23 protein-coding genes are annotated in these 26,922 nt (G+C 69.6%); 19 read left to right on the top strand and 4 right to left on the bottom strand.

The genetic code is table 11. The annotated features are described in order from the left end of the window. Positions 1-101 precede the first annotated feature (101 nt). The 3 genes from nagB (at position 102) to Leucomu_RS12145 (ending at position 3,415) form a co-directional block, all read left to right on the top strand. Positions 102-893, top strand: coding sequence for a glucosamine-6-phosphate deaminase (nagB, locus tag Leucomu_RS12155; protein WP_128387382.1), 792 nt, complete (start codon positions 102-104; stop codon positions 891-893). Next, a complete protein-coding gene (locus Leucomu_RS12150) occupies positions 890-2,107 on the top strand; it encodes an N-acetylglucosamine-6-phosphate deacetylase (RefSeq protein ID WP_128387381.1) in 1,218 nt (405 codons plus the stop codon). The genes nagB and Leucomu_RS12150 overlap by 4 nt, the downstream gene beginning before the upstream one ends. A 93-nt stretch (positions 2,108-2,200) precedes the next feature. After that, positions 2,201-3,415 carry an NADP-dependent isocitrate dehydrogenase gene (locus tag Leucomu_RS12145; protein ID WP_128387864.1) on the top strand — a complete coding sequence of 405 codons (1,215 nt, stop codon included), beginning with the start codon at positions 2,201-2,203 and terminating at the stop codon, positions 3,413-3,415. A gap of 229 nt (positions 3,416-3,644) precedes the next feature. Here Leucomu_RS12145 and Leucomu_RS12140 read toward each other — a convergent pair whose 3' ends face one another. Beyond that, a complete protein-coding gene (locus tag Leucomu_RS12140; RefSeq protein WP_128387863.1) occupies positions 3,645-4,655 on the bottom strand; it encodes a LacI family DNA-binding transcriptional regulator in 1,011 nt (336 codons plus the stop codon). A gap of 226 nt (positions 4,656-4,881) precedes the next feature. Here Leucomu_RS12140 and Leucomu_RS12135 point away from each other — a divergent pair, with 226 nt between their 5' ends. From Leucomu_RS12135 to Leucomu_RS12110, 6 genes are all read left to right on the top strand, one after another. Continuing rightward, positions 4,882-6,531, top strand: coding sequence for an ABC transporter substrate-binding protein (locus Leucomu_RS12135; protein ID WP_228407096.1), 1,650 nt, complete (start codon positions 4,882-4,884; stop codon positions 6,529-6,531). A gap of 29 nt (positions 6,532-6,560) precedes the next feature. Beyond that, positions 6,561-7,508 (top strand): ABC transporter permease, encoded by a 948-nt coding sequence (locus Leucomu_RS12130; protein WP_128387380.1) that lies wholly within the window; start codon positions 6,561-6,563, stop codon positions 7,506-7,508. After that, on the top strand, positions 7,505-8,440 hold the full coding sequence (locus tag Leucomu_RS12125; protein ID WP_017883658.1) for an ABC transporter permease: 936 nt from the start codon (positions 7,505-7,507) through the stop codon (positions 8,438-8,440). Before Leucomu_RS12130 ends, Leucomu_RS12125 begins: the two co-directional genes overlap by 4 nt. Next, positions 8,440-9,318 carry an ABC transporter ATP-binding protein gene (locus Leucomu_RS12120; RefSeq protein ID WP_017883657.1) on the top strand — a complete coding sequence of 293 codons (879 nt, stop codon included), beginning with the start codon at positions 8,440-8,442 and terminating at the stop codon, positions 9,316-9,318. Before Leucomu_RS12125 ends, Leucomu_RS12120 begins: the two co-directional genes overlap by 1 nt. Then, a complete protein-coding gene (locus Leucomu_RS12115) occupies positions 9,315-10,145 on the top strand; it encodes an ABC transporter ATP-binding protein (protein WP_017883656.1) in 831 nt (276 codons plus the stop codon). The genes Leucomu_RS12120 and Leucomu_RS12115 overlap by 4 nt, the downstream gene beginning before the upstream one ends. A 149-nt stretch (positions 10,146-10,294) precedes the next feature. Next, complete coding sequence (locus tag Leucomu_RS12110) at positions 10,295-11,359, top strand: C45 family autoproteolytic acyltransferase/hydolase (RefSeq protein ID WP_017883655.1); 1,065 nt, start codon at positions 10,295-10,297, stop codon at positions 11,357-11,359. Positions 11,360-11,607: 248 nt separating this feature from the next. Here the strand turns inward: Leucomu_RS12110 and Leucomu_RS12105 are convergent, their stop codons facing one another. Next, the gene (locus Leucomu_RS12105) at positions 11,608-12,708 is read right to left on the bottom strand and encodes an Atu2307/SP_0267 family LLM class monooxygenase (RefSeq protein WP_128387379.1); all 1,101 of its coding nucleotides are present in this window, start codon (positions 12,706-12,708) and stop codon (positions 11,608-11,610) included. Positions 12,709-13,199: 491 nt separating this feature from the next. Between Leucomu_RS12105 and Leucomu_RS12100 the strand changes: the two genes are divergently transcribed. The 8 genes from Leucomu_RS12100 to Leucomu_RS12065 all read left to right on the top strand — a co-directional run bounded on the left by Leucomu_RS12100 (position 13,200) and on the right by Leucomu_RS12065 (position 22,326). Next, a complete protein-coding gene (locus Leucomu_RS12100; RefSeq protein ID WP_164884554.1) occupies positions 13,200-13,817 on the top strand; it encodes a helix-turn-helix domain-containing protein in 618 nt (205 codons plus the stop codon). Between the two features lie 29 nt (positions 13,818-13,846). Continuing rightward, on the top strand, positions 13,847-14,959 hold the full coding sequence (locus tag Leucomu_RS12095) for an extracellular solute-binding protein (protein ID WP_128387377.1): 1,113 nt from the start codon (positions 13,847-13,849) through the stop codon (positions 14,957-14,959). A 129-nt stretch (positions 14,960-15,088) separates the two neighbouring features. After that, complete coding sequence (locus Leucomu_RS12090; RefSeq protein WP_128387376.1) at positions 15,089-15,901, top strand: ABC transporter permease; 813 nt, start codon at positions 15,089-15,091, stop codon at positions 15,899-15,901. Next, the gene (locus tag Leucomu_RS12085) at positions 15,898-16,725 is read left to right on the top strand and encodes an ABC transporter permease (protein ID WP_128387375.1); all 828 of its coding nucleotides are present in this window, start codon (positions 15,898-15,900) and stop codon (positions 16,723-16,725) included. The genes Leucomu_RS12090 and Leucomu_RS12085 overlap by 4 nt, the downstream gene beginning before the upstream one ends. Then, on the top strand, positions 16,722-17,804 hold the full coding sequence (locus tag Leucomu_RS12080; protein ID WP_128387374.1) for an ABC transporter ATP-binding protein: 1,083 nt from the start codon (positions 16,722-16,724) through the stop codon (positions 17,802-17,804). The genes Leucomu_RS12085 and Leucomu_RS12080 overlap by 4 nt, the downstream gene beginning before the upstream one ends. 83 nt (positions 17,805-17,887) lie before the next feature. Beyond that, a complete protein-coding gene (locus tag Leucomu_RS12075; protein WP_128387373.1) occupies positions 17,888-19,045 on the top strand; it encodes an FAD-dependent oxidoreductase in 1,158 nt (385 codons plus the stop codon). Next, complete coding sequence (locus tag Leucomu_RS12070) at positions 19,042-20,667, top strand: amidohydrolase (RefSeq protein WP_128387372.1); 1,626 nt, start codon at positions 19,042-19,044, stop codon at positions 20,665-20,667. The genes Leucomu_RS12075 and Leucomu_RS12070 overlap by 4 nt, the downstream gene beginning before the upstream one ends. A gap of 12 nt (positions 20,668-20,679) precedes the next feature. Beyond that, complete coding sequence (locus Leucomu_RS12065; protein WP_128387371.1) at positions 20,680-22,326, top strand: thiamine pyrophosphate-binding protein; 1,647 nt, start codon at positions 20,680-20,682, stop codon at positions 22,324-22,326. A gap of 4 nt (positions 22,327-22,330) precedes the next feature. Here Leucomu_RS12065 and Leucomu_RS12060 read toward each other — a convergent pair whose 3' ends face one another. Further along, entirely contained in the window at positions 22,331-22,942 is a 612-nt protein-coding gene (locus tag Leucomu_RS12060; protein WP_017883645.1) for a cupin domain-containing protein, read from the bottom strand. A 114-nt stretch (positions 22,943-23,056) separates the two neighbouring features. Continuing rightward, positions 23,057-23,422, bottom strand: coding sequence for a DUF2568 domain-containing protein (locus Leucomu_RS12055; protein WP_017883644.1), 366 nt, complete (start codon positions 23,420-23,422; stop codon positions 23,057-23,059). Between the two features lie 277 nt (positions 23,423-23,699). On the opposite strand from Leucomu_RS12055, the gene Leucomu_RS12050 reads away from it, so the two are divergent. Beyond that, positions 23,700-24,965 carry an amidohydrolase family protein gene (locus Leucomu_RS12050; protein WP_228407095.1) on the top strand — a complete coding sequence of 422 codons (1,266 nt, stop codon included), beginning with the start codon at positions 23,700-23,702 and terminating at the stop codon, positions 24,963-24,965. Between the two features lie 314 nt (positions 24,966-25,279). Continuing rightward, on the top strand, positions 25,280-26,866 hold the full coding sequence (locus tag Leucomu_RS12045; protein ID WP_017883641.1) for an ABC transporter substrate-binding protein: 1,587 nt from the start codon (positions 25,280-25,282) through the stop codon (positions 26,864-26,866). Positions 26,867-26,922 lie beyond the last annotated feature (56 nt).

Here is a 26,922-nt window from a genome sequence, read left to right as displayed (position 1 = left end):
TCATAGATTGGTCTAGTCCTTTTCTCGCGCGCCGCGTCCGAGCCCGGTCAGCGTCGGCTTCGCCGCTGAGATCCACCCTCCCGAGCCCTCCAGGAGCCGCCGTGCAGATCACCATCGTTCCCGACGCGCACGCCGTCGCGGAGTGCGCCGCCGATCGGATCGCCGATGCGATCCGATCCAGCGCCGCGCGCGGCCGCCCGGCGGTGCTGGGCGTCGCCACCGGATCCTCGCCCCTCGGCACCTACGCCGCACTCGCCGCGCGGGTGCGCGCGGGCGAACTCGACGTCTCGGGCGTGGCCGCCTTCGCACTCGACGAGTACGTCGGCCTCGACCCGCACCACCCCGAGAGCTACCACTCCGTGATCCGCCGCACCGTGACCGAACCGCTCGGCCTCGACCCCGAGCGCGTGCACGTGCCGGACGGGGCCGCGGCCGACCTCGAAGTAGCCTGCGCTGACTACGAGCGGATGATCGAGGAGGCCGGCGGCGTCGACCTCCAGCTGCTCGGCATCGGCGCCAACGGGCACATCGGGTTCAACGAACCCACCTCGTCGTTCGCCTCGCGCACCCGCGTCAAGACGCTCGCGCCGCAGACCCGCGCCGACAACGCCCGCTTCTTCGACGCGCCCGACCGGGTGCCGGTGCACTGCGTGACGCAGGGGCTCGGCACGATCCTCGACGCTCGGCGGCTGCTGCTCGTAGCGCAGGGGGAGGGCAAGGCCGACGCCGTGGCGCGGATGGTCGAGGGCCCGCTCGCGAGCGTCTGCCCCGCGAGCGCTCTGCAGCTGCACCGGCGCGCGGACGTGGTGATCGACCGCGCCGCCGCGTCGCAGCTGCGGCTCTCCGACTACTACGAGTACGTGCAGGAGCATCTGCCGGGCGGTGCGGCGTGATCGCGCTTCCCGACACCGGAACCGTGGCGGCCGACCGCGTCGTGACCGCCGCGGCCGTGCACGCGCCGGGCTGGGTGTCGTTCGAGCGCGGCGCGATCACCGGGGTCGGCGGCGGGCGGCCCGCCGTGCGGCCCGACCGCGAGCTGGCCGGGGCGACGCTCGTTCCCGGCTTCGTCGACGTGCACGTGCACGGGGGCGGCCGGGCCGGGTACACGGAGGGGTCGGAGACGCTCGCGCGCCGGGCGCGCGCCGCGCACCTCGCCCACGGCACGACGACCAGCATGGCGAGCCTCGTGACCGACACCCCTGCGGGGCTGCTCGCGGGCGTCGAGACGCTCGCGGCGCTCGTCGCCGCCGGCGAGATCAGGGGGATCCACCTGGAGGGGCCGTGGCTGAGCCCGGCGCGGGCGGGCGCTCACGACCCCGGGCTGCTGCGCCACCCGGACCCCGCCGAGATCGAGGCGCTGCTGCGCGCGGGGTCGCTCCCGGCCGCAGAGCAGACGAACGCGGCAGGCGGACGGGCCGGGGCGGCCCCGGACGGCGGATCGAGCGCGACCCCGAACGCGATCGCGATGGTGACGATCGCACCCGAGCTGCCCGGCGCCCTCGAAGCCATCGAGCGGTTCGCGCGCGCGGGCGTCGTGGTGGCGATCGGGCACACCGACGCCGACTACGAGCGCGTCGTGCGCGCGATCGACGCCGGCGCCACGGTCGCCACGCACCTCTTCAACGCGATGCGCCCGCTGCACCACCGCGAGCCGGGACCGGTGCTCGCGCTGCTCGAGGATCCGCGGGTCGCGATCGAGCTGATCGCCGACGGCACCCACCTGCACCCGGCGCTCGCCCGATGGGCCGCGGGTCGAGCGGGCGAGGGGCGGGCGCTGCTCGTGACCGACGCGATGGGGGCCGCCGGCTGCGGCGACGGCGCCTACCGCCTGGGCGCGCTCGACGTCGAGGTCGCGGGGGGCGTCGCGCGCGTGGCCGGCACCGACACGATCGCGGGCAGCACCGCCACCATGGACGGGCTGTTCCGCCGATGGGCCGGCGACTGCGCGGGCGACGCCGAGCTGATCGACGCGGTGCGGCTGACCGCCGCGAACCCGGCGCGCGCGATGGGCTGGCACGACGTGGGCGACCTCGCCGTCGGCAGGCGCATGCACGCCGTCGCGCTGGATGCCGATCTGCGCGTCGCCGAGGTGCTGCGCGCTGGGTGAGCCCCGATTTATCTCGATGTCGAGAGATCCCAGCCGCTCTCGGGTAGGATGGACGGCGGCTTCATACATACGAATACGAGAGTGGGAGAAGCGTTGGCGAAGATCAAGGTTGAAGGTACGGTCGTCGAACTCGACGGCGACGAGATGACGCGCATCATCTGGCAGTTCATCAAGGACTGCCTGATCCACCCCTACCTCGACGTCACGCTCGACTACTACGACCTCGGCATGGAGAACCGCGACGCGACCGACGACCAGGTCACGATCGACGCCGCCCACGCCATCCAGAAGCACGGCGTCGGCGTCAAGTGCGCGACGATCACCCCCGACGAGGCCCGCGTCGAGGAGTTCGGCCTCAAGAAGATGTGGCGCAGCCCGAACGGCACGATCCGCAACATCCTCGGCGGCGTCATCTTCCGCGAGCCCATCATCATCTCCAACATTCCGCGCCTCGTGCCCGGCTGGAACAAGCCGATCATCATCGGCCGCCACGCCTTCGGCGACCAGTACCGCGCCACCGACTTCCGCTTCCAGGGCGAGGGCACGCTGACCGTCGAGTTCACCCCGAAGGACGGCGGCGAGCCGCAGAAGTTCGAGGTCTTCCAGTCGCCGGGCGACGGCATCGCCCAGGTGCAGTACAACCTCGACGCCTCGATCCGCGACTTCGCGCGCGCCTCGCTCAACTACGGCCTCTCGCGCAACTATCCGGTGTACCTCTCCACGAAGAACACCATCCTCAAGGCCTACGACGGCCGCTTCAAAGACATCTTCCAGGACATCTACGACACCGAGTTCAAGGAGCAGTTCGAGGCCGCGGGCCTCACCTACGAGCACCGCCTCATCGACGACATGGTCGCCTCGGCCATGAAGTGGGAGGGCGGCTACGTCTGGGCCTGCAAGAACTACGACGGCGATGTGCAGTCGGACACCGTGGCGCAGGGCTTCGGCTCGCTCGGCCTCATGACCTCGGTGCTCGCGACGCCCGACGGCAAGGTCGTCGAGGCCGAGGCCGCCCACGGCACCGTGACCCGGCACTACCGCCAGCACCAGCAGGGCAAGCCCACCTCGACCAACCCGATCGCCTCGATCTTCGCCTGGACGCGCGGCCTCGCGCACCGCGGCAAGCTCGACGGGAACCAGGATCTGATCGACTTCGCGAACACCCTCGAGGACGTGGTCATCAAGACCGTCGAGTCGGGCAAGATGACGAAGGACCTCGCGCTGCTGGTCGGCCCGGATCAGGGCTTCCTCACCACCGAGGAGTTCCTCGCCGCGATCGACGAGAACCTGCAGGCCCGCTTGGCCTGAGCCTCCGCGCTCCGCGATTCGCAGAGGGGGTCGGCGCTTCGGCGCCGGCCCCCTCTGCGCGTTCGATGCTGCTTCCGCGCGGGTGCTGCTTCCGCGCGGGTGCTGCTTCCGCGCGGGCGCTGCTTCCGCATCGATCGACGTTTACGCACCCGTTGGGCGGAGAACGCGGTGCTCGAACGTCGATCGGTGCGTTAGCGATGCCGGGTGGCTACCGCGCGCGGCCAGGCGGCTATCGCGCGCGGCCGGGTGCGCGGGTGGTCGACTCGCGGATGTCGAGCCGCGCGGTCGGGGTGGCGAGCGGCTCCTGCACCGGGCGGCCCTCGGCGAGCGCGACCGCCACCTCGACCGCGAGCTGCGCGGTCTCCTCGGGGCGCAGGTCGAGGGTGGTGACGGTGGGACTCGAGGTGCGGTTCTGCATGGCCCCGGAGCCGGCGGCGACGAGCAGGTCCTCGGGCACGCGGATGCCCCGCCGGATCGCCGCCTCGGTCACGCCGGCGGCGTGGCGGCCGGTGAGGCAGAAGACGGCGTCGGGGCGCTCGGCCGGGTCGCCCGAGAAGAAGTGGTCGATGACCCGCTCGCCGACCTGCTCGCCCTCCGCCTCGGGCAGGGCCAGCACGAGCGGCTGCTGCCCGCGCGCCTCGCACCAGTCGACGAGGGCCTGCCGCGAGCCGAGGTTCCAGTCGTTGCGGTCGGTGCCCGTGACGAGGGCGATGCGATGCGCTCCGGCCTGCGAGAGGTGGTCGATCATGGTCATGGCCTGCTGCCCGGCGGCCTCGTCGATGGAGGGGAAGAGGTCGCGTCGCGCGGGGTCGGCGCCCACCGTGACGAACGGGATGCGCTGCTCGGAGAGCATAGTGAGCACGGGGTCGTTCTCGAAGGGCTCGGTCACGATGTAGGCGTCGGCGGCGAGTGCGCTGAACGGCACCCCCGGGCGGGTGGGGTCGTCGATGAGCATCATGCTGTACCCGCGCTCCATGGCGCTGAGCGATGCAGCGCCCGCGATGCGGAGGAAGTAGTCGACGCCCTCGGGCAGGAACGTGTCGAGACTGTGGAAGGGGCGGATCACGAGCGCGAGGAGCCCGAGCCGCGAGTTCTGCAGGCCGCGGGCGATGGCGCTCGGGCGGTAGCCGATCTCGGCGGCGATGCGCTCGATGCGTTCGACGGTCTCGCGGCGCACGACGCCCTTGCCGTTGAGGGCGTGCGAGACGGTGGTGGGGGAGACGCCTGCGGCCCTCGCCACGTCTTTGATCGTCGGTCTGCCGCTGTGCTGCACTCCGTCAGGATAGCCCGGCCCTGGCCCGGCACCCGCCCCGAAAGCCCCGCGAAGGCCCCGGACCGTTACCGAAAAGTTGCACCCAAACCGTTTTTCACAAATCGTTTTGGGTGCTAGCATCCTCGGTGGGTCTTCGTCCAGCGCTGTGCCGGACCAAGGGGATTCAAAGATGAAACTTCGAATGGAGAACAACGTGAAACTCGCAAAGACACGGGCATCGATCGCCCTGCTTGCCATCACGGGTCTGGCCCTCGCGGGCTGCGCGTCGGGAAGCCGGGGCGGCGGCGAGAGCGGCGGCGCCGACCTCGAGCTGCTGCAGACCACGCCCGCCGCCACGAGCGAGGCCGACAAGGTCACCTGGAACTCGACCTACGGCGAGCTCGCGAGCCTCGACCCCGCCAAGGCGTTCAACTACTCCGAGAACACGGTCGTCACGAACCTCTGCGAGCCGCTCTTCCAGATGCAGCCCGACTTCTCGATCGAGCCCAACCTCGCGACGGGGGCCGAGACCGAGGACGGCCTCACCTGGAGGATCGGCATCCGCGACGACGTCACCTTCTGGGACGGCACGCCGATGACCGTCGAGGACGTCGTCTACTCGCTCGAGCGCCACAACGATCCCGCCGAGGGCAGCTACTGGACCGGCGGCGTCACCGCGAACATCGCCGACGTCGTCAAGAGCGGCGACTCGGAGGTCACCGTCACGCTGAACACCCCCGACCAGCTGCTGCCCTCCTCGTTCTCGACCGTGCTCGGCGTGGTCGTGCAGGAGCAGCAGCGCAAGGCTGCCGGCGAGAACTACGGCAACCCCGACACCGGCGTGATGTGCACCGGCCCCTTCCAGTACACCCCCGGCAACTGGAAGCAGGGGCAGTCGATCACCCTCGACCGCTACGACGGCTACTGGAACGCCGAGAAGCAGGCCAAGGCCAAGCAGGTCGAGATCGGCTTCGTGGTCGACCCCACCGCGATCTCCACGGCGCTGGCCGCCGGTGAGATCCAGGGCTCCTACGACGTGCCGCTCCCCGCGCTGAGCGAGCTCTCGAACAGCACCTCGGGCAGCCTCTACTTCGGTGAGGGCATGCAGATCATGGCGATCATCTCGACCGGCAACGGCATCTTCGGCGATCCCGACGTGCGCCGCGCCATCACCCGCGCCACCGATCGCCAGGCCATCGCCGACACCGTCTTCGAGGGCACCGGCACGCCGTCGCGCTCGGTGGTGCCGCAGGCGCCCTGGGACGCGATCGACGGCGTCGCCGAGCTGCGCGACGAGGAGCTGCCCGACCTGGGCTACGACCTCGAGGCCGCCAAGGCCGAGCTCGAGAAGAGCGACGCGGATCTCTCGCAGCCCATCAAGATCGCGTACCCGAGCGAGCGCAGCTTCTACGCCGACATCCTCAACGAGATGGCGAACGGCGCCAAGGAGCTCGGCATCACCCTCGAGCCCGTCGGCGTGCCGAGCGCGCAGTTCGGCGTCTTCTTCTCGGACCCCGCCGCCCGCGAGGGCTACGACGGCTTCGTCACGACGAACTACCTGAGCGCTCCCGACCCGCTGCTGCACCTCATCAGCGTGGCCAAGACCGGCAGCGACCAGAACTACTCCGAGTTCTCCGACCCCGCGGTCGACGCGGCCCTCGACGCGGCGCTCGCCGAGAGCGACCCGCAGAAGCGCGCCGAGCTCACGGTCGAGGCCGAGGCGCTGATCATGGATCAGCAGCCGTGGGTGCCCGTCACCGATCTCGCGGTGCGCATGTACATGGACGACAGCATCACCGGCGCCCCCGCCTCGTTCGTGTACCTCTACTACCCGTGGGCCGCTGACCTCGGCTCCGCCGAGTAGTCGGTGACTCCGGCAGGAAGGGATCGTCCATGATCTACGTGCTGAAACGGATCGGAGCGCTCATCGCGGTGCTCGTCGTGTCCAGCTTCATCGTGTTCGCCGGCATGTACCTCGCTCCGGGCAGCCCGGAGCAGTTCCTGGTGCAGGGCCGCACGGTGAGCCCCGAGGTGCTCGCCACGATCCGCGCCCAGTACGGTCTGGACGATCCCTTCCTGCTGCGCTACTGGCACTGGCTCGTCGAGGTGGTGCAGGGCGACCTCGGCCGCTCCCTGCTCACCCAGCAGGACGTGTCGACCCTCGTCATGTCGCGCCAGCCGACCACGCTGTTCCTCGCGGCCTTCGCCGCGATCCTCATCATCGTCTTCGGAGTGGGCCTCGGGGTGCTCGCCGCCACCCGCTCGGGCGTCTTCGAGAAGCTCGTGGTCTTCGGCTCGAACCTCGGCTTCGCGGTTCCCACCTTCTTCGCCGCGCTCATCCTGATGGCGATCTTCGGTTCGAACCTCGGCTGGTTCCCGGTGTCGGGGTCCGGCGAGGGCTTCGCCGACAGGCTCTGGCACCTCACCCTCCCCGCGCTCGCGCTCGCCTTCCCCGGCATCTCCGTCGTGGCGCGCATCACGCGCACCGCCGTGCGAGAGGAGCAGGGATCCGAGCACGTCATCATGGCCATCGCCCGGGGCGTGCCGAAGCAGTTCGTACTCTGGCGACATACGATCCGCAACTCCATGCTGCCCGTCTCGACGGTGCTCGGCACCCAGATCGCGGGCCTGCTCGCGAGCGCCTTCGTCATCGAGTACGCCTTCACCCTCGACGGCATCGGCTCGCTGCTCGTCAACTCGGTGCAGAAGAAGGACTTCGCGGTGGTGCAGGCGATCGCGCTCATCATGGTGCTGGCCTTCGGCCTCATCAACCTCATCGTCGACCTGCTCTACGCGGTGATCGACCCCCGGGTCCGGCTGAGCAAGGGAGCGGCACGATGACGCAGCAGAAGTTCACGCGCAAACCGTCCACCAACACCACGTCGCAGGACACCGTCGCGGTGCAGCTGCTGCGCAAGCAACGGGGCGACGTGCCGGTCACGGGCTGGCGCGTCGTCGCGAAGCGGCTCGGCCCCATCGGCATCGTCTGCCTCGGCGTGATCCTGGTCGTCGTGCTGATGGCGGCGCTCGCACCCGTCATCGCCCCCTACGACCCGTACGAGGGCAGCGTCACCGCGCGCCACGAGGCCTGGAGCCTCGCGCACCTCATGGGCACCGACCAGTCGGGGCGCGACATCCTCTCGCGCATCATCTGGGGCGCCCGCACGAGCCTCATCGGGCCGCTGCTCGTGATCGTGATCACCGCCGTGCTGGCCACGGTGCTCGCGCTCACCGCCGTCTGGTTCGGCGGCCGGGTCGACGCGTTCATCAGCCGGATCCTCGACATCCTCTTCGCGTTCCCCAACATGCTGCTCGCGATCCTCGCGGTCGCCATCTTCGGCCCCTCGCTGCTCACCGCCTCGATCGCGCTGGCGATCGGCTTCACGCCCTACTCGGCGCGCGTCATCCGCTCGGTCGCCCTGCGGGAGCGCAACCTGCCCTACGTCTCCTCCGCGCAGCTGCAGGGCATCTCGGGCTTCATCATCACGGCGCGGCACATCCTGCCGAACGTGCGCACCCAGATCCTCACCGGTATGACGATCAACTTCGGCTACGCGATGATCGAGCTGGCGGCGCTGTCGTTCCTCGGGCTCGGCGTGCAGCCGCCGACGGCCGACTGGGGACTCATGGTCTCGAACGGCCAGGCATCGCTGCAGCAGGGCTACTGGGAGCAGAGCATCTTCGCGGGTCTCGCCATCGTGATCACCGTGGCCGCATTCGGCTACGTCGGCGAACAGCTCGGCGGTCGCCGGGCGGCAGGGAGGACCCGCTGATGCTGAACATCGAGAACCTCGTGCTCACGGTGTCCGACCCCGAGACCGGGGCCGAGACCGAGATCCTGCACGGCAACTCGTTCGCGCTCGCGCAGGGCGAGGCCCTCGGCCTCGTCGGCGAGTCGGGATCGGGCAAGTCGATGACGCTGAAGTGCATCCTCGGCATCGAACCCTCCGGCGCGCGCGTCGACGGCCGGATCGAGCTCGACGGCACCGATCTGCTCGCCTCGAGCGGCGAGCAGCTGCGGCGGATCCGCGCGAACGATCTCGCGCTCATCGCCCAGAACCCGCACGGCGCGCTCAACCCCGTGCTGCCGGTCAGCCGCTTCCTCGTCGAGGGCATGAGCGACGCCCGCACCATGAGCCGGGCCGACGCCGAGGCGAAGGCCGCGGAACTGCTGCACCAGGTCGGCATCACCGACACCGAACGCGTGCTGCGCTCCTACCCGCACCAGCTCTCCGGCGGCATGCTGCAGCGCGTGGTGATCGCGGGCGCGATCTCGGGCAGCCCGAAGCTGCTGCTCGCCGACGAGCCGACCACCGCGCTCGACGTCACCACCCAGGCCGAGGTCGTCGCGATCCTCGACGAGATGCGGCGCGAGCACGGCCTCTCGATGATCTTCGTCACCCACGACCTCGACCTCGCCGCCGCGGTGTGCGATCGGCTGGCCGTGATGAAGGACGGCGAGATCCTCGAGATCGGCACACCCGAGCAGATCCGGGATCACCCCGAGACCGAGTACACCCGGGCGCTCATGGCCGCCCGGCCCATGCTCTACCCCGCGGGGCACCCCGCGCAGGAGGAGGGCGCGCACGCCGCGGGCGCTGCGGGCCGCCCGGGCTCCGGGGACGCGAACGACGAGGAGGCAGGCGCATGAGCGAGCAGCCGATCATCGAGGTCGAGCACCTCAAGCGCACGTTCCATCTCGGCCGCAGGGCCAGCGTCGCCGCGCTCGACGACGTCTCCTGCGAGCTGCGCGCGGGCACCTGCCTCGCGGTCGTCGGGGAGTCGGGGTCTGGCAAGTCGACGCTCGCACGCGTCATCGTCGGGCTCGAGTCGGCCGACTCGGGCACCGTGCGCATCGCCGGTACCGACGTGAAGCCGACCACGGCGCGGCGGGCGCTGCGCGAGCGGGCGAAGCTCGTGCAGATGGTGTTCCAGGATCCGCAGGGCTCGCTCAACCGATCCCTGCCAGTGTCGGCCACGATCGACGAGATGCTGCGCGCGCACCGCCCCGACCTCGACAAGGCCGGGCGCCGGGCGCGCGTGCTCGAACTCTTCACCGAGGTCGGGCTCACCGAGCGGCACGCCGACGCGAAACCGGCCGCGCTCTCCGGCGGCCAGAAGCAGCGCGTCGCCATCGCCCGCGCCCTCGCGGCCGAGCCCCAGATCATCGTGCTCGACGAGGCCGTCTCGGCCCTCGACGTGTCGGTGCAGGCCCAGGTGCTCGACCTGCTCAAGAGGCTGCGCGCCGAGCACGGCCTCTCGTACCTCTTCATCACCCACGACCTCTCGGTGGTGCGCGACATCGCCGACGACGTGGTGGTGATGCGGAAGGGCCGCATCATCGAGCGCGGCACCGTGAGCGCCGTGCTCGACGCGCCCGAGCAGCCGTACACGCGTCTCCTCATCGCCTCGGCGCCCCGGCCGGGCTGGCGCCCCCGGCGCGGCCTGCGCGAGGCGCTGCTCGCCGGCGAGGGCTGAGCGCCCCCCCCGCGGCGGCGGGGCCGCACCCGGTCTCGCCGCCGGCACGGTGACCGGCCCCGCCGCCGGCCCCGGGCGCTCGAACGCCCCGATCCCGGTTCGCCGGCACCCGCAGCACCCGACTCCGCACCCACTCAGAAGGAACCCCCATGACGACCACACCCGAACGCCTCCACCTCGACGTCTCGGGCGCCACCCCGCGCGAGCTGGGGCTCAGCCGCGGCACCGCGCTGCGGGCCACGCTGCCGGCCGCCTACGCGAAGTACGCCGAGCTGTTCCGGGTGCTCGGCGTGAGCGAGGCGCACGAGCGGGAGGGCGTCGAGCGCGTCATCGCGGCGCTCGAAGGCTGGCGCCCGCAGCTGGTCGAGCAGCTCGCCGGCGTCGCCGAGGGCGCCGGGATCGAGCTCGCGCAGGTGGTCGCGCTCAACGCCCGCACCGAGATCATCGCCCTCGGCGGCCGCGGCTCGAGCGAGTGCTCGACGCTCACCGCGCAGATCGGGGGGCACCGCGTCGGTGTGCAGACCTGGGACTGGCACATCGAGCTCGACCCCTTCTGGCACACGCACACCGTCACCGGCCCCGGGCTGCGCTACGCCGGGCTCACCGAGCAGGGCATCCTCTCGAAGATCGGCGTCAACGAGGCCGGCCTCGCCCTGCACTTCAACATCCTCGGCCATCGCGGCGACGGCCCAGACGGGGTGCCCATGCATCTGCTCTCGAGCGTGGTGCTCTCGGAGTGCCGCTCCGTCGACGAGGCGATCGAGCTGATCCGAGAGGCGCCCGTCGCGTCGTCGTCGGCGTTCACCATGCTCGACGCGCAGCGCGCCGTCTCGGTCGAGATGAGCCCCGCCGGAGTCTTCCCCATCGAGGAGGTGGACGGATCCGTGCAGCGCACCAACCACTTCCAGCACGGCACGCCGCTCGCCGAGCAGAAGTCGGAGATCTACGAGCCCGACTCCTCGGAGCGGCTCGCGCTCGTGCGCGAGCGGCTCGCCGAGGGCGCGCCGGCCGCTGCCGACGAGCTGGTGCGGGTGCTGCTGAGCGGCGAGGGGGAGCCGCCCCTCACCTGCCGCGCCGACATGTCGAAGACGTACGGCGAGCGGTGGGCGACGCTCGCCACGATCATCACCGACCCCGACGCGCGCACGATCCGCATCCTCGACGGCATGCCCACCGATGCCGAGACCGGGGCGTGGCGCACGCTTGTCGCGTAGACGCTGAGCGCGGGCCGTCCGCGGTTCGGCACCGATCGACGTTCGAGCACCTGTTTCTCGCGAAACGGGGTGCTCGAACGTCGATCGGTGCGTGTGCGTGGCTGGGTGGGGCGGGGCGGGCGCCGGGTCGCGCGAGAGATCGGGGCGGCGCCGCGACGGTCCCGCCCCGCGGCCCGAGAGCAGACCCTGCACCGCGGTCCGCGAGCAGACCCTGCACCGCGGTCCGCGAGCAGATCACGCCCCGCGGCTCAGTCCGCGAGCAGCTGCCGCACCCGCGGGATCACCTTGCGCCCGTAGAGTTCGATGCTCGCGCACAGCAGCTCGTGCGGCATGGTGCCGTTGGCGTACTTGAGGTCGAATCGGTCGGCGGCGAGCAGTCGCACCGTGCGCGCGATGCGCTGCGCCACGGTCTCGGGCGAACCGACGTACAGCGACCCCTCATCGGCCTCGCGCTCGAATTCCGCCCGCGTCGTGCGCGGCCAGCCCCGCTCGGCGCCGATGCGGTTGCGATTCGCCTCGAAGTGCGGCCACAGCTGATCGCGGGCCTCGGCATCGGTCTCGGCGATGTGGCCGGGGGAGTGCACGCCGAGCGGCATCGCATCCCGGCCCAGCTCGTCCTGGGCCTGCCGGTAGAGATTCGCGAACGGCAGGAAGCGCGAGGGATCCCCGCCGATGATCGCGAGCATCATGGGGATGCCCACCTGCACCGTGCGCAGCACGGAGTGCGGGCTTCCGCCGACGCCGATCCACGCGCGCACCCCGTCGGGCTGCTCGGTCTTCGGGAAGACCTCCTGCTCCACGAGCCGGCTGCGGTGGCTGCCCGACCAGGTCACCGCGCCCTCGCCGCGCAGCCGGGAGAAGAGGTCGAGCTTCTCGCTGAAGAGCGCGTCGTGGTCCTCGAGTCGGAAGCCGAAGAGCGGGAACGACTCCGTGAAGGAGCCGCGGCCCAGGATCACCTCGGCCCGGCCGCTGCTCACGGCGTCGAGCGTCGCGAACCGCTCGTACACCCGCACCGGGTCGTCGCTCGACAGCACCGTCACCCCGGTGCCGAGCAGGATGCGCTCGGTGCGGCCGGCGATGGCGGCGAGCGCGATCTCGGGGCTGCTCAGCGCGAAGTCGTCCCGGTGATGCTCGCCGAGGGTGATCGCGTCGACCCCGGAGCGTTCGGCGAGCGCGGCCTGCTCGACCACGTCGCGGATCACCTGCGCGTGGTGCACGGGCGCGCCGTCGGCGGTGCGGGTGACATCGCCGAAGGTGTCGAGGCCGAGGATGAGCTGGTGCGCGTCGGCTCCGGCGACCGCCCGCAGCGGGGTCGGAGCGGAGCGCGGCGCGGGCGTGGTGTGGGGCATGCGCCTCTCAACCGAGAACGATCGGGCGGTATTCCTCGGCCGCGCCGGTCACCGCGCCATCGGCGGCATCGGGATCGCGGCTGACCGAGCAGGCGCTGGATCTCGCGGATGCTCTCGCCCCGCAACGCAAGATCCGGGATCGCGGGTCCCGCCGGATCGGAGTCGACAGGTTCTCCGCCCGACGGAGCCGTCTCGACCTCCCGATCCGGCTGTCCCCGCCTGGAGCGGGAGCGCGGCGAGTCGGGTGCGCTGCGGTCCGGTCGCCGCCGCTTGTGCGAGGGAGGACCGGCGCGATAGTGAGACTGAATAATTATTCAGTATATCTGCAATGCGCCCGGCGATTCTGTGTGAGGGCTGCCGTGTGATCCGTATGATTTCGCGGATGCGCCATCTTTCTTGAGATATAACTGAATCGTCACTGTATAAAACTTAACCAGTCATGTAGTCTCGTGGTGTTCGTGAGATCGAGTTTCTGCAGTGAGGCAATGCACGTGAGCAATGAAGACATCGGGCCGGTGCTCCGGCGCATGCGTCGCGGCGCCGCGATGACGTTGCAGCAGATGTCCGCCGCCACCGGTCTCTCGCAGAGCTTCCTCAGCCAGTTCGAGCGCGGTCGCACCCAGGCCAGCATCAGTTCGCTCCGGCTCATCACCGACGCGCTCGGCATGAACATCCACGATGTCTTCGGCGCCGTCGGCAACGACGGCTACTCCGCGGTCGTGCGCGCGGCCGAACGACCGCTCCTCCCCTTCGGCGACCGGGCGATCAAATCCATCGTCGGCTCGCGCGGCCTCAGCCGTTTCGAAATGCTCGAGGTCGTGTTCGAGGCCGGCGGCTCCACCGGTCACGGGCAGTACGCGCACGGGCACCACGAAGAGATGATCGTGGTGCTCAGCGGCTGCGTCGGCGTCGAACTGGGCGAGGACCGTCACCTCCTCGACTCCGGGGACTCGCTCTCGTTCCACTCGGAGACTCCGCACCGCGTGGTCAACGCGGGCGGGGAGAGCGCTCGGGTGCTCTGGGTCGTGAGCCCTCCGGGGGCGCACGGGCCCGCATCGCTCGACACCGACGACGGAACTCGTCGGCAAGAACTTTCACCCCTCCCGTAGCAAAAAGATCAAGAAAGGCGTGAAGCGTAATGAAATCAAAGAAGATTCAACGTCGGCTGGGGCTCGGCGGAGTGGTCGCACTCGGCCTGGCCGCATCCCTCGGTCTCGTGTCCTGCTCCAGCGGGGGCGGAACCTCCGACGGCGGAGCCGATAACGGAGAGAATCCGTCACTCGTCATCGCGAGCTGGGGCGACCCCTTCACCTCTGCCACGCAGGAGTTCCTCGTGGACCCGTTCGTGGAGGAGACCGGCTACGATGTGCAGATCGTCGATGCTCCGGGCAAGTACGTCGCCAGCCTGGAAGCGCAGCAGCAGGCGAACAACATCGAGTGGGATCTGCTCGACTCGACTTCGGCGCCCGACGCGTACATCGCGTACGACAAGGGTCTCATCGAGAAGATGCCGGACGACGTGAGGGAACGCATCTCCGAGGTGCTGCCGGAGGACGCCGTCACCGACTTCGGCATCACCTGGTCGATCCTCGGATACATCACCGCCTGCAACGCGGCTGCCGCGCAGGTCTGCCCGCAGAACACCACGGAGATGTTCGATACCGAGCAGTTCCCGGGATCCCGCACCAGCATCTCAACCTCGCCGCTGGTGAATCTGAGCCTCGCTGAGGTCGCCTCCGGCGTGGATGTGGCCGATCTCGCCACTCACGAGATCGATATGGAGCGCGCGTTCGCGAAGCTGGAGGAATTCAAAGCCGCCGGCGGCACCTGGTGGAACAGCGGCGACCAGTTCATGCAGGTGCTCTCGACCAACGAGGTCGACATGGGCTTCGGCTACAGCGGTCGCTCGTACGCCGTGGCGGAGGACATGGAGAACCTCGAGATCAACTGGGAGGGCGGGCTCTACAACCCCGGCTTCTGGAACGTCGTCGAGGGCTCTGAGGACTCGGAGGCCGCGTGGGAGTTCGTCGAGTGGATCGCAACGCACCCCGAGGCCGCTGCGAATTGGGGGCAGGCGCTCGGCTACTCGGTGCCGAACCCCGATTCGTTCGACTACATCGAGCCCGAGGTCGCCGAGACGCTCGCCGACTTCCCGGCCAACCGCGAGTTGCTGGGCGGCATGAACTTCAACTGGTACGTCGAGAACTACCAGGAAGTGAACGACCGCTGGCAGGAGTTCCTCCGCGGCTGATCCGGGCGCGCGAAGGAGAGGAGAACGAGTATGTCCAACCCCAGCAGCACTCAGCTTCTGGCCACCGTGAGCGGAGGTCGGAAGAGGAGACCGTGGTCGGCGAGCCTGCCGAGACCGACGGCGATCCTGATGGTGATTCCGCTCGTCATCCTCGTTCTCCTCTTCGTGGTGTACCCCCTGGTGAAACTGACCGTCGACGCCTTCACCCAGGGCGAGGGGGGATTCTCCAACTTCGCCGCGGTGTTCCTCTCCGGTGCGATCCGCAACTCGATGGTCAACACCCTGGTGATGTCGGTCATCGTGACGGCGCTATGCCTGGTGATCGGCGGTACGCTCGCCTGGATCCTCGCCACTCCGCAGCGCGCGTGGGTGAAGGGCCTCGTGTGGGCTGCGATTCTGCTGCCGTTCTGGATGGGGGTGATCGTCAAGACCTACGCCTGGGCGGTACTGCTGGCCAAGAACGGCGTGATCAACTCGCTCCTGATCTCGATCGGCGTGATAGATCAACCGCTGTCGCTGCTCTACACGCCTTTCGCCGTGGTGCTCGGCATGACCTACACGATGCTGCCCTACGCGGTGCTCGCGATGTATCCCACGATCTCCGGCTTCAATCGGGAGCTCCTCAATTCATCGAGGATCCTCGGTTCTTCGCGCACCGGCGCGATGCTGAAGATCTGGCTGCCCAATGTGATGCCGGGTCTCGCCGCCGCCGCAGCCATCGTGTTCGCGATCAGCATCGGCTTCTACATCACCCCGGTGCTGCTGGGCGGCGCGCAGGTGCCGTTCATGGCCTCGGTGATCGGCGACGACATCTTCAGCTTCTTCAACTACCCGCGAGCCGCCGCGTCGTCCGTCGTGCTGCTCGTGACCGCGCTCGTCGTGCTGCTCGTGACGCTGCGCGCGGTCGGCGCCCGAGCGCTGAAGGGAGGACTCGGAGGATGAGCGCTGCAACCACACGTCACAGCCTGCGTCGCGCTCCGCGCGTCATCGACCAGATCAGCAGGTGGCTCGGCAGGGTCGTCGCGCTCATCGGCCTGGTGTTCCTGCTCGCCCCGGCGCTCGCGATCGTCGTGATGTCGTTCGCCAACGACGCGAGGATCTCGTTCCCGCCGAAGCGGTGGGGGTTCGAACGGTACGTCGAGGTCTTCACCTCAGGCACCTGGGGCCGGCCGACGATGCTCTCGATCGAGATCGGCCTCTGGGCCGGTGCGCTCGCACTGCTCGTCGCGCTACCGCTCGTCTTCGCACTCAAGCGCAGTACGCTCCCGGGCAAGGGCCTGTTCGAGGGCTCCGCGATCGCGCCCCTCGTGATTCCGGTCGCCGCCTACGCCGTCGGCCTGTACGGCGTGTTCGCGCAGCTCGGGCTGCTCGGAGAGAAGGTCGGCGTGATCCTCGCCCACTCGGTATATGCGCTGCCGCTCGTGGTGATCGTGCTCTCGACGTCACTCGAACAGATCGCACCGGATCTCGAGCTCGCCGCGATGACGATGGGCGCCTCCCGGCTCAAGGCCTGGCTCACGATCACGCTCCGGTTGCTGATGCCCTCGCTGCTCGCCGGCTTCCTGATGGGGTTCATCACCAGCTTCGATGAAGCGGTGCTCATCACCTTCCTCGGCGGAGTCGGGCTCGTGACGCTGCCCAAGTACATCTTCGATTCGGTGCAGTACGCCGTCGACCCCGCGATCACCGCGATCGCCACTCTGCTCATGTTCGTGACGACCGCGCTGATGCTGCTCGCCACCACGCTTCGAAAGGGAAAGAAATGACTGCTGCGCGCGGAACGATCGCTGACCAGGCGGTGGACGTGAAGCTGCACATCCGCAGGCTGGTCAAGAACTTCGGTGATACCGAGGTGCTGAAAGCACTGGACCTCGACGTCAGCGACGGTGAGTTCCTCACCCTGCTCGGCCCTTCCGGCTCGGGCAAGACAACGCTGCTGCGGATCATCGCCGGTTTCGAGAACGTGACGAGCGGCGAGATGCGCATCGGAGACACCGATCTGCGGAGCCTCACGCCATCGGAGCGCCAGCTCGGCATGGTGTTCCAGAACTACGCGCTCTTCCCGCACATGACCGTCGCCGACAACGTCGCTTACGGATTGAACGTGCGCAAGGTGCGCGGCCCCAAGCGTGATCGCCGTGTGGCCGAGATGCTCGAGATCGTGGGCCTCGAGCATCTGCGCGATCGCAAGCCTGCGCAGCTCTCGGGCGGGCAGCAGCAGCGCGTCGCCCTTGCCAGAGCGCTCGCGTACGAACCCGAGATCCTGCTCATGGACGAGCCGCTCGGCGCGCTCGACCGCAGTCTGCGGCTGCAGATGGAAACCGAGATCAAGCGCGTGCACCGCCAGATCGGCACGACTGTGATCTACGTGACCCACGATCAGGAGGAGGCGCTCGTGCTCTCCGACCGGGTCGCGATCATGAGCCAGGGGAACTTCGCCGGCCTCGACACCCCGATGCAGCTGTTCAGGAATCCGCCCAACTCCTTCGTCGCCAAGTTCTTCTCGGACTCGAACATCTTCGAGGGCGAACTCTCGGGCGGCGTGCTCCGGGCCTTCTCGCAGGCCGCGCAGGTGGAGTCGGCCCTGAGCGGAGAGGTGAAGCTGGCCGCGCGTCCGGCATTGACGAGGATCGGGGAGCTTCCGAAGGGCACCCCCGGTTTCCAGTTGCAGGGCACGGTCGAGGAGGTCAACCTGCTCGGCGAGAACGAGCAACTCGAGTTGGCGATTCCCGGTACCGGAGGAGTCGTCGTGCGGCGCGCGCTGGGGAGCGGCAGCAGCGTGAGTCTCGGTGAGACGGTGCCTGTGCACCTGGCGGTGGCCGACATCACCGTCATGGCCGACTGAGGAGACCGGTTTCCCGGTTCGAGCCACCACGACACCCCGGATTCGCCGGGGTTCAGAAGACCATTCAGAGGAGAGAGAAGACAATGACGAAACACATCGCCGTCGCGGGCGGCGGCATCGCAGGGCTTGCAGCCGCCGCCTCGTTCGCGAAGTTCGGCTTCGACGTCGATGTCTACGAGCAGGGAGACAACCTGCGCGAGATCGGTGCGGGCATCTACATCAAGGAGAACATATTCGACGTGCTCGACGAGCTCGAGCTCAGCGAGCGCATCCAGCAGGTAGGCGTGCGCATCGACGCCGCCCGCATCGTCGATCAGGATCGGGCGATCGTCACCAGCCGCGACGTGAGCGGCGAGCGCCTCGTCGTCGCGCTCCGCTCCGAACTGCACAACGCGCTGCGCGATAAGGCCCTCGAGCTGGGCGCCAAGGTGCATACCGGGCGCCGCGTGGTGGGAGCGGATCCCAAGGGTGCGCTGCTCTTCGCCGACGGCGAACGCGTCGAGGCCGACCTCGTGATCGGCGCCGACGGCCTCCACTCGCGCGTGCGCGACTCGCTGCAGCTCGCACGCCTCAAGGTGGGTCTCGGTGACGGCGCCACTCGCGTGCTCGTTCCCAAGCACCCCAACGAGGGCGCCTACAGCACCGAGCACTGGTCGGGCCAGCTGCGGGTGGGCATCGCCCCCTGTTCCGACGAGTACACCTACATGTTCATCATCGGTCCCGAGAAGGATCGCCGCGCCACCCGCGTACCCCTGGACAAGGCGTACTGGAAGCGGCACTTCCCGCACCTCGCCCAGTACTTCGACGCGGTCACCCCCGAGATGTCGGTCCATCACCGCCACGAGGTCGTCTACTGCGACAGGTGGGTGAAAGGCAACGTCGCCATCATCGGCGACGCGGCGCACGCGCAACCGCCGAACTTCGGTCAAGGCGCCGGCGTGGCGATCTGCGCCGCATGGGAGCTGGCAGAGTGCCTGGCCGCCGAAGACGATGTGCGCGACGCGCTGCACGACTGGGAGATGTCGACGCGCCCGCGCATCAACATGGTGCAGGGGCTGACCACCGCCTATGACATCCTCAACTACAAGTGGCCGCGACCCCTCACGCCGCTCCGCTCGAAGCTCTTCTCGGCGATCTCCCACTCGAAGACGCTCAGCAAGCCGTGGGAGTTCTACTGGCGCGGCGGCCGCGTCGAGCCGCGCGAACTCGGCAACCACGCCATCGGGGATCCGCGGCCATGACCGCCGGCACCGATGCGTACATCCTGCGGAACTGCCGCGTCATCACCATGGACGAGGAGCGTCCCCGTGCCGAGGCGATCGCCGTCTCAGCCGGGGAGATCCTCGCGGTGGGCAGCCTCGCCGAGGTGCGTGCGGCTGCGGCGGATGCGCCCGAACACGATCTCGGGGGAGCCTCGGTGCTCCCCGGCTTCATCGACGCGCACACGCACGTCGAGATGATCGCGCTCTCACGGCACTTCTGGATCGACGTGCGGGACCTCACCGCTCCCGCCGCGATCGTGGCACGCCTCGTGGAACGCTCGGCGGGCCTCTCCGCCGAGGACTGGGTGATCGGCCAGGGCACCTTCGGCCAGAACCTGCCGAGCAAGGAGCAGTTGGACGCCGCGTTCCCGGATCGCCCGGCCGCGGTGCGATGGACGATGCACAAGTATGTGGTCAATCAGGCCGCGCTCGACGCGAGCGGAATCGATGCGGGCACCGCCGTCGGGCCGGGCGTGCGCATTCAACGCGATGCCGAGGGGCGCCTCAACGGTGTGCTCGAGGAGGCGTGGGATCTGCTCGCGATCCCCGCGTACTCGCGAGATCGCCTCGCCCCGGCGATCCGCGAGTCGCTGCGTGAGCTGTTCTTGAAGAACGGCGTCACCACAGTGCACGAGATCGGCTGCACCGCGGACGGTTTGCGCGCCATGCAGGAGCTTGCGAATGAGCGCGAGATCCCGCGCCTCGGCGTGCTGCTCACCGCGAAGCCGGGTCACCAGCCGCTCGTCGAGACCTCGCAGCGCGTGATGCAGGTGCTCGGCGGGCAGCTGGGCGACGACCGCTACTGGGTGCAGGGCATCAAGATCTTCATGGACGGCGGCCGTGACGGCGCCTTCCGCACCGACGATCTCTCCGGGCCGGCCGACGGGTGGGGGCTGCTCACGCGGCTCTACCCGACTCTCGTCGACGAGCTCGTCACCGCGGTGCGGGCCGGCATGCAGGTGTGCACGCACGCGATAGGCGACCTCGCGCAGGAGATCGCGGTATCCGCGGTGGAGCGAGTGCACCAGGTGTTCCCGGATCTCGACCATCGTCTGCGCATCGAGCACTTCTTCAACGAGAGCTTCGGCACCGTCAACCTCGAGCGTCTTGTCGCGGCGGGGGGACTCGCAGTGCCGAACCCGGGATTCGTATTCGCCGAGCCCGACGATCCGGCCCGACGACAGCCGTCCGGGGCCGCGAAGTACGCGCTGCGGACGCTCGAGCGGATTCAGGGTCGCATCCCGGGCAATTCCGATACCGCCGGAGCTCAGCCGTTCACCACGAATCCGTGGTTCACCATGCGGTGCATGCTGCAGCTGCAGAACAAGAACGGGGTCGAGGTCAATCCCGCAGAGACCGTGGACGTGGAGACGGCGCTGCGCGCATTCACGGTCGACGCCGCCTACGCGACCAAGCAGGAGACGCGGAAGGGCCGCATCGCACCGGGGCTCCTCGCCGACCTGGCGATCATCGATCGAGATCCGTTCGCGATCGACCCCGAGAAGTTCGACCAGGTCGCGACCCTTGCCACCGTGGTCGGTGGCGACGTGCTGCACGGCTCGTTCGCCGTCGGCACCCCGACACCGATTCCGGCCCAGTGAGGACGATACTCGATGCTCCGTAGCGAATCCCCGGTCGACACCGTCACCCTTGCCGATGCGATCGCCCGCCGGCTCACGCAGTACGGCGTGGAACACGTGTTCGGCATCCCCGGTACGCACAACCTCGAGCTCTTCCGCTCGCTCGGCACGGCCGGCATCGAGGTGATATCCGCCCATCACGAGCAGGGGCTCGGTTACGCGGCCGACGCCTACTCCCGGGTCAGCAGCAGACCCGCTGTGGTGGTCACGACGACGGGACCCGGAATCACGAACCTCATCACCGCCCTCGCCACGTCGCTCGCAGCGTCGGTGCCGGTGCTGGCGATCGCCCCCGGGATCCCGGAGGGCGGCGCGGACGGAAGAGCGGGCTGGCTGCACGATCTGCCGTCGCAGCTGGGGCTCATGAGCCGGCTCGTGCGCAGCCGCCGGGCGCAGAGTGGAGCCGCAGCCGTCTCGTTCATCGACGAAGTCGCGCGATCCTGGCAGACAGAGCGCCCCCTGCCGGCCTACCTCGAGGTGCCCTTCGATCGTTTCACCGCGGAGGAGGAACTGATCTCCGGCGAGCTTCCGGCGTTCGACACGGGGAGCGGCTGGCCCGCCCAGGCGGAGATCAATCGAGCAGCGCAGCGGCTCGTCGAAGCCGAACGCCCCGTGATCGTCGCGGGGCGAGGCGGCGCCAATCCTGAAGCAGCGGGCTCGGTGCGCCAGATCGCGGAAGCGCTGGGGGCGCCCGTGGTGACGACCGCGAACGCGAAGGGGGTGCTCGACGAGACGCACCCGCTGTCGCTCGGGGTGTCGCTTCGCGTGAACGCGGCGAAGCAGATGCTCGAGCGATCCGACGCGGTGCTCGTCGTCGGGTCCGATCTCGGGAGCTCCGAGTTCTGGGGGCCCTGCCCCGCGCTGGGCGAGACGATGATCCGGGTGGATGTCGACGCGCAGATGATGCACGCGAACGCCCGGGCCCCGTTTCCGCTGCTCGGACGCTCGGAACTCGTCATGCCGAGACTTGCCGCTGCGGTAGCGGAACGGCGGGGTGCGGGATCCGCTTCGAATGCGTGGGATGCCGCGGACCTGGAGGCTGTCGCCGCCGACCTCGCCGCCTATGGGGATGGCTACCGAAGATTTCACGAGCATGTGCAGGACCTCACCGATCCCCTCGACGTCGCGATCGCGGGCGACTCGTCGCAGGTGACCTACTTCGGTACGGCGACTTATTGGAAGGCTCAGAGGCCCAACCGCTTCCTCTACCCCGCGGGCTACGGCACGCTCGGGTACGCGATCCCCGCGGCGATCGGGGCCGTTCTCACCGGAGAGGTGGATCGGGTCGTGGCGATCACCGGTGAGGGCGGGATGCTCTTCAGCGTGCAGGAACTCGCGACCGCTGCGGAGCTCGGCCTGCCCGTCGTCACCATCGTGTTCACGAATGGCGGATACCAGGAGATCCGTGACGGCATGGACAGTGCTGGCATCGCGCCCGTGGGGGTCAGTTTCACCGCTCCTGATTTCGTGTCGCTCGCCCGCGGGTTCCGCATCGAAGCACGATCCGTCGTCGCCGACGGCATGAACGAGATCGGCTTCCGCGAGGCGCTCGAGTGGGCGCTCGCGAAGAACGAACCGACACTCATCGAGGTCGATGTCACCGGCACCATGCGCCGGTGATGGATCAGATGTCGCTTCGGGCGGGGGAGATGATCCACATCACTACGGCGCTGCGGTCGGTGATGTTGGCGAAGGAGTGCCCGACCTTCGGATCGATGAGGATCGCGTCGCCCGAGTGCAGGTCGTAGGTCGTGCCGTTCCACTGAAACTGGAGCGAGCCCTCCAGCACGTGGACGCACTCCTCTTCGCCCTCGTGGGTGTAGGGCTCGGGGCCCGAGGTCCGACCCGGCGCGACGACGTTGTGGTGGATCTCCAGATGTCGGGCGAGCGGCGGCGTGAGGAGGTAGTCGGCGCTGCCGTCGGGTCTGAATATCCTGCGACGGTCTGCGACTCGCACGAGCCGGTCGTCGGCTTCGCTCGAATCGAACTCCTCTGCGAAGAGCGCCCCCATGTTCTCTCCGAGCGCCAGGCAGATGCGGCGGAGCGACGCGATCGACGGGCTCGTGAGACCGCGTTCGACCTGGGAGAGGAAACTCTCGGAGACCTGGGCATCCGCGGCGATGCTCTTGAGCGACCGCTGCTTGCTCTTTCGCAGTTTGCGCAGTCGGATCCCCAGCGAGCGCTGCTCGTCTGAAGCGGCAGCGGCACCCTCCTGGTGCGGACCATGATCTGCCACGTTCGGCGACTCCCAACAGCATCGATAGAGCGGGCTGCTGTGCGGCTGCAGCCAGTTCGTAACCTATCGCATAGCCCCTGCCGCTGCCAAGGTTGTCGCGCGAGGGCGCCGCGTCTAGCCGCGGCGGTTCGAGGCGAGGTAGCCCACCACCGCGCCGGCCACGCCGTAGATCGCCGGTGCGACCCAGAAGACGCCCAGCGCGAGCAGCGCCGCGACGGCGGCCGCGAGCAGCAGCAGCTCGAAGAGGGCCTGCGCGAAGCGGTCGGTGCGCAGCACGGGGCGCGGCGAGAGGAACAGCGCCCACAGCAGCACCGAGAGCGCGAGGAACCCAAAGCCGGTGAGTAGACCCGGCAGCGGCAGCGGCCAGGCGACGAAGCCCCACACGGTCACCGATGCGACGGCGACGAGGTGGAAGAGTCCGCGCACGAGCTGCAGGGTTGCGGCGGCGGGGGTGGGCTGAACGTCGGAGGTGCTGGTCACCGCACCATTCTATTCGACCCCGCACGCGCGCTCGGCCGCGGGCGCCCAGGGTCCACGCGGGAACGCGGCTGCGCGGCTGCGCTGCTGCGCGGCTTCGCGTGAACGCTGCTGCGCGGCAGCCGAGCCTCCCCCGAATCGGGAGTGCTAGATTGCTGCTGCGATCGCGGGCGGTGGCGATTCGCCGTCTCGGATCGGCGGCGCAGCCCGTGCGAGCGCCGTTCGTGAGCGGCGCGAGCGTGCTGCGGGTGTGGTGCGATGGCAACGGGATGGAGTGAGCGTGAGCAGTGGGACGGTGCCATCCGCGAGCGGCGGCGACGCGGTGCGCGGGATCCGGATCCTCGATGAGCGCGGCGGCTTCACCGCGCCGTGCCGCGTCTCGTGGGGCGCCGGCGTCTTCTCGCTCGGGGGACGCGAGCGCGAGACCGATCTCGCCCCGACGAGCTGGGGCGCCGACGAGCTCTGGCTGATCCCGGGCCTCGTCGACGCCCACCTGCACGCCGCGTGGCACGCCTTCGACGCCGACGACCGCGCTCGTCTGAGCGAGGCGCAGACGCTCGCCGCCACGGAGCGGGCCCTCGCTCTGACGCTCGCGGCGGGGTTCACGAGCGCGCGCGACGCCGGAGGTCTCGCGGCCGACGCGCTGCGCACGATCCCGCCTTCCGCGCGGCCCCGGACCCAACTCTCGGTCCGCATCATCGACCGGCGGGCCGCAGACGAAGCGGGCGGCCTCGACCGCGCCGTCGAAGCCGTGCTCGAGGCGGGCGCGCGCTGGGTGAAGCTCTACGGCACGGCGGGCATCGGATCGCCGCCCGGCGCGGGGCTCGATCCCGTGTTCACCGCGACCGAGGTGCGCGATGCCGCGGTGCGGGCCGAGCGAGCGGGCGCCGGCGTGATGGTGCACGCGTGGGGCGGCCGGGCGATCGACGACGCGATCGAGGCCGGGGCGCTGAGCATCGAGCACGGGATCTTCCTCAGCGACCAGCAGGCCGCGCGGGCCGCGGAGCGCGACATGACGCTCGTGCCGACGCTGCGCATCTACAGGCTCGTGCAGCGCATGATCGATGCCGGCTCGCTGCCCGCGGCGCTCCGGGCGCGGGTCGACGAGGCGGTCGGCGCGCACCCGCGCGCCGTGCTGCGCGCCCGCGATGCGGGGCTGCGGGTCGCGCTCGGCACCGACTACGGCACCCCGCAGCAGCACGGCGCCAACGCCCGCGAGTTCGACGCGCTCGTCGGTGCGGGGCTCACGCCGGGGGAGGCGCTGCTGGCGGCCACGCGCTCGGGTGCGCAACTGCTCGCGCGGGTCGCGCCGCCGGATCCCGCTGCGGTTCGGGAGCGCACTGGTGCGCCGGATCCCGCTGCGCTCGCCGGGCGGATCGTCGAGGGCGCCGTCGCCGACGGTGTGATCCTGCGCCGAGACCCCTCGCAGCCCGGCGCGCTGAGCGATCCCGAGTCCATCGCCGCGGTGCTGCTCGGCGGCAGTGCGATCGACCCCGCTGCGCTGCGCGCGCGGCTGATCGGCCCCGCTGCGCCCAGCGCGGTCTGATCGCCCGCCCGGCTCCCGCACGGCTCCCGCCCCGCCGCAACCGCCCGGCTCGGAGGGCTGCTCCTCAGTGTGCGCTGTCGATGCCTTCGCCCCGTCGGAATCGGGTCCCTTCCGGCCCCGTGCCGGGGAGACACACGGTCGAGAGTCACCCCGTCGTGATTGGAAGCGCGCGAGGGCGGGGAGGCTCGGGGCGAGGGTGGTTCTGCGACGTCGCGCAGAAGTGGTCCATTGATAAGCGCTCGGTTAGCGTATTGAGATAGACCACGATGCGGCGCGCCAGCGCCCGATCCCGAATCGCACCCCGAGGAGCCCCCGTGCCCAGACAGCCCCACACCGAGACGCGCCGACGCCTCGCGCTCGCGACCGCCTCGCTCGCCGCCGCGGCCCTGCTGCTCAGCGCCTGCGCCGGAGGCGCGAGCCCGCAGGGCGAGGGCGACTCCGCCACCCCGGTCACAGGCGGCACCCTCACCTTCGGCCGGGTCGCCTCGGTGAACGACCTCGATCTCAACCAGCAGATCACCGCGAACAACGCCTTCGCGATCGACAAGATCTTCGAGCCGCTCGTCGCGTTCGACGAGCACGGCGAGATCGGCCCCTGGCTGGCCGAGTACGACGAGAGCGACGACGGCCTCGTCTACACCTTCACGCTGCGCGAGGGCCTCGCCTTCTCGAACGGCGACGACGTCACCCCCGACGACGTCGTGTTCTCGCTGAACCGCCACCTCGAGGTGGGCGGCCCGCTGCCGCTGACCGCGCCCATCGCGAGCATCGAGGCCACCGGCGAGCGCGAGGTGACGATCACGCTCGAGACGCCGTACACGCCGTTCCTGTCGGAGCTGTCGGGCTTCTCGAACGGCATCCTCCCCGCCGACTTCGGCGGCGCGACCGAGGAGGAGTTCTTCCAGAATCCGGTCGGCACCGGCCCCTTCGCGGTCGACGAGTGGGATCCCAACGGCGACATCTCGTTTGTGAAGAACGAGCACTACTGGCAGGAGGGCAAGCCCTACCTCGACGGGCTCGTCTACAAGTTCATCGCCGACGACACGCAGCTGCGGCAGCAGCTGGCCGCCGGCCAGATCGACGCGATCGACACCGTCCCGGCCGCGAACGCCGCCGAGGTCGACGCGGCAGCCGACACGGTGCTCTCGCAGACCGACGGCTGGTCGACTGAGCAGATCTTCTTCAACACACAGCGCGAGCAGTTCGCCGATCCCCATGTGCGCCGCGCCATCGCGCACGCGCTCGACCGCGAGGGCATCACCTCGGCGACCACCTTCGGCACCGCCGAGGTCGCGAACGCGCTGCTGCCGCCCACCATCACCTACTCGGCGAACGACACGGTCGAGGCGCTCGACTTCGACGTCGACGCCGCGAAGGCCGAGCTCGCCCAGTCGGCCTATCCCGACGGGTTCGAGACGACGCTGCTCATCGCGAGCGGCAACTCGCAGCGCGCCCAGATCGCGCAGATCGTGCAGGAGTCACTGGCGCAGATCGGCATCGACGTCGAGATCGAGCAGCTCGACATCGCGGTCTTCCGCGAGCGCTTCTTCGCCTACGACTACGACTTCATGATCAACAGCGGCCAGTCGGACGCCCCGGACCCCAACGGCTTCATCACCTTCCAGGCCGATCCCGAGGGCTTCAGCAAGTCGTACTGGACGCACTACACGGACGACCGGGTCACCGAGCTGATGCACGAGGGCCGCACGATGCCCGCCGGCGACGAGCGGGAGGCCGTGTACCGCGAGATCCAGCAGATCCTCGCCGACGACGCGCCCTACATTCCGCTGTTTTTCCCCGCCAACCTGAAGGCCACGACCGGCGACGTGCACGGCTTCACCGTGCTGCCGAACTCGAGCGTGCGCTTCGAGGACGTCTGGCTGACCGGCGGCGGGCAGTAGGGCGCCTCTGGCGCCCGAGGCGCGAGCCGCGAGGCCCCGTCTCGTGCGAGGCGGGG

Source organism: Leucobacter muris, from assembly GCF_004028235.1.
GTDB lineage: Bacteria > Actinomycetota > Actinomycetes > Actinomycetales > Microbacteriaceae > Leucobacter > Leucobacter muris.
This window is presented reverse-complemented; position numbering and strand designations above follow the sequence as displayed.

What these genes read in the sequence shown, in the direction of transcription:
- Leucomu_RS12130 (WP_128387380.1), top strand. Translation starts at nt 6,561, where the DNA reads ATGATCTACGTGCTGAAACGGATCGGAGCGCTCATCGCGGTGCTCGTC.
- Leucomu_RS12125 (WP_017883658.1), top strand. Translation starts at nt 7,505, where the DNA reads ATGACGCAGCAGAAGTTCACGCGCAAACCGTCCACCAACACCACGTCG.
- Leucomu_RS12120 (WP_017883657.1), top strand. Translation starts at nt 8,440, where the DNA reads ATGCTGAACATCGAGAACCTCGTGCTCACGGTGTCCGACCCCGAGACC.
- Leucomu_RS12115 (WP_017883656.1), top strand. Translation starts at nt 9,315, where the DNA reads ATGAGCGAGCAGCCGATCATCGAGGTCGAGCACCTCAAGCGCACGTTC.
- Leucomu_RS12110 (WP_017883655.1), top strand. Translation starts at nt 10,295, where the DNA reads ATGACGACCACACCCGAACGCCTCCACCTCGACGTCTCGGGCGCCACC.
- Leucomu_RS12105 (WP_128387379.1), bottom strand. Translation starts at nt 12,708, where the DNA reads ATGCCCCACACCACGCCCGCGCCGCGCTCCGCTCCGACCCCGCTGCGG.
- Leucomu_RS12095 (WP_128387377.1), top strand. Translation starts at nt 13,847, where the DNA reads ATGAAATCAAAGAAGATTCAACGTCGGCTGGGGCTCGGCGGAGTGGTC.
- Leucomu_RS12090 (WP_128387376.1), top strand. Translation starts at nt 15,089, where the DNA reads ATGGTGATTCCGCTCGTCATCCTCGTTCTCCTCTTCGTGGTGTACCCC.
- Leucomu_RS12085 (WP_128387375.1), top strand. Translation starts at nt 15,898, where the DNA reads ATGAGCGCTGCAACCACACGTCACAGCCTGCGTCGCGCTCCGCGCGTC.
- Leucomu_RS12080 (WP_128387374.1), top strand. Translation starts at nt 16,722, where the DNA reads ATGACTGCTGCGCGCGGAACGATCGCTGACCAGGCGGTGGACGTGAAG.
- Leucomu_RS12075 (WP_128387373.1), top strand. Translation starts at nt 17,888, where the DNA reads ATGACGAAACACATCGCCGTCGCGGGCGGCGGCATCGCAGGGCTTGCA.
- Leucomu_RS12070 (WP_128387372.1), top strand. Translation starts at nt 19,042, where the DNA reads ATGACCGCCGGCACCGATGCGTACATCCTGCGGAACTGCCGCGTCATC.
- Leucomu_RS12065 (WP_128387371.1), top strand. Translation starts at nt 20,680, where the DNA reads ATGCTCCGTAGCGAATCCCCGGTCGACACCGTCACCCTTGCCGATGCG.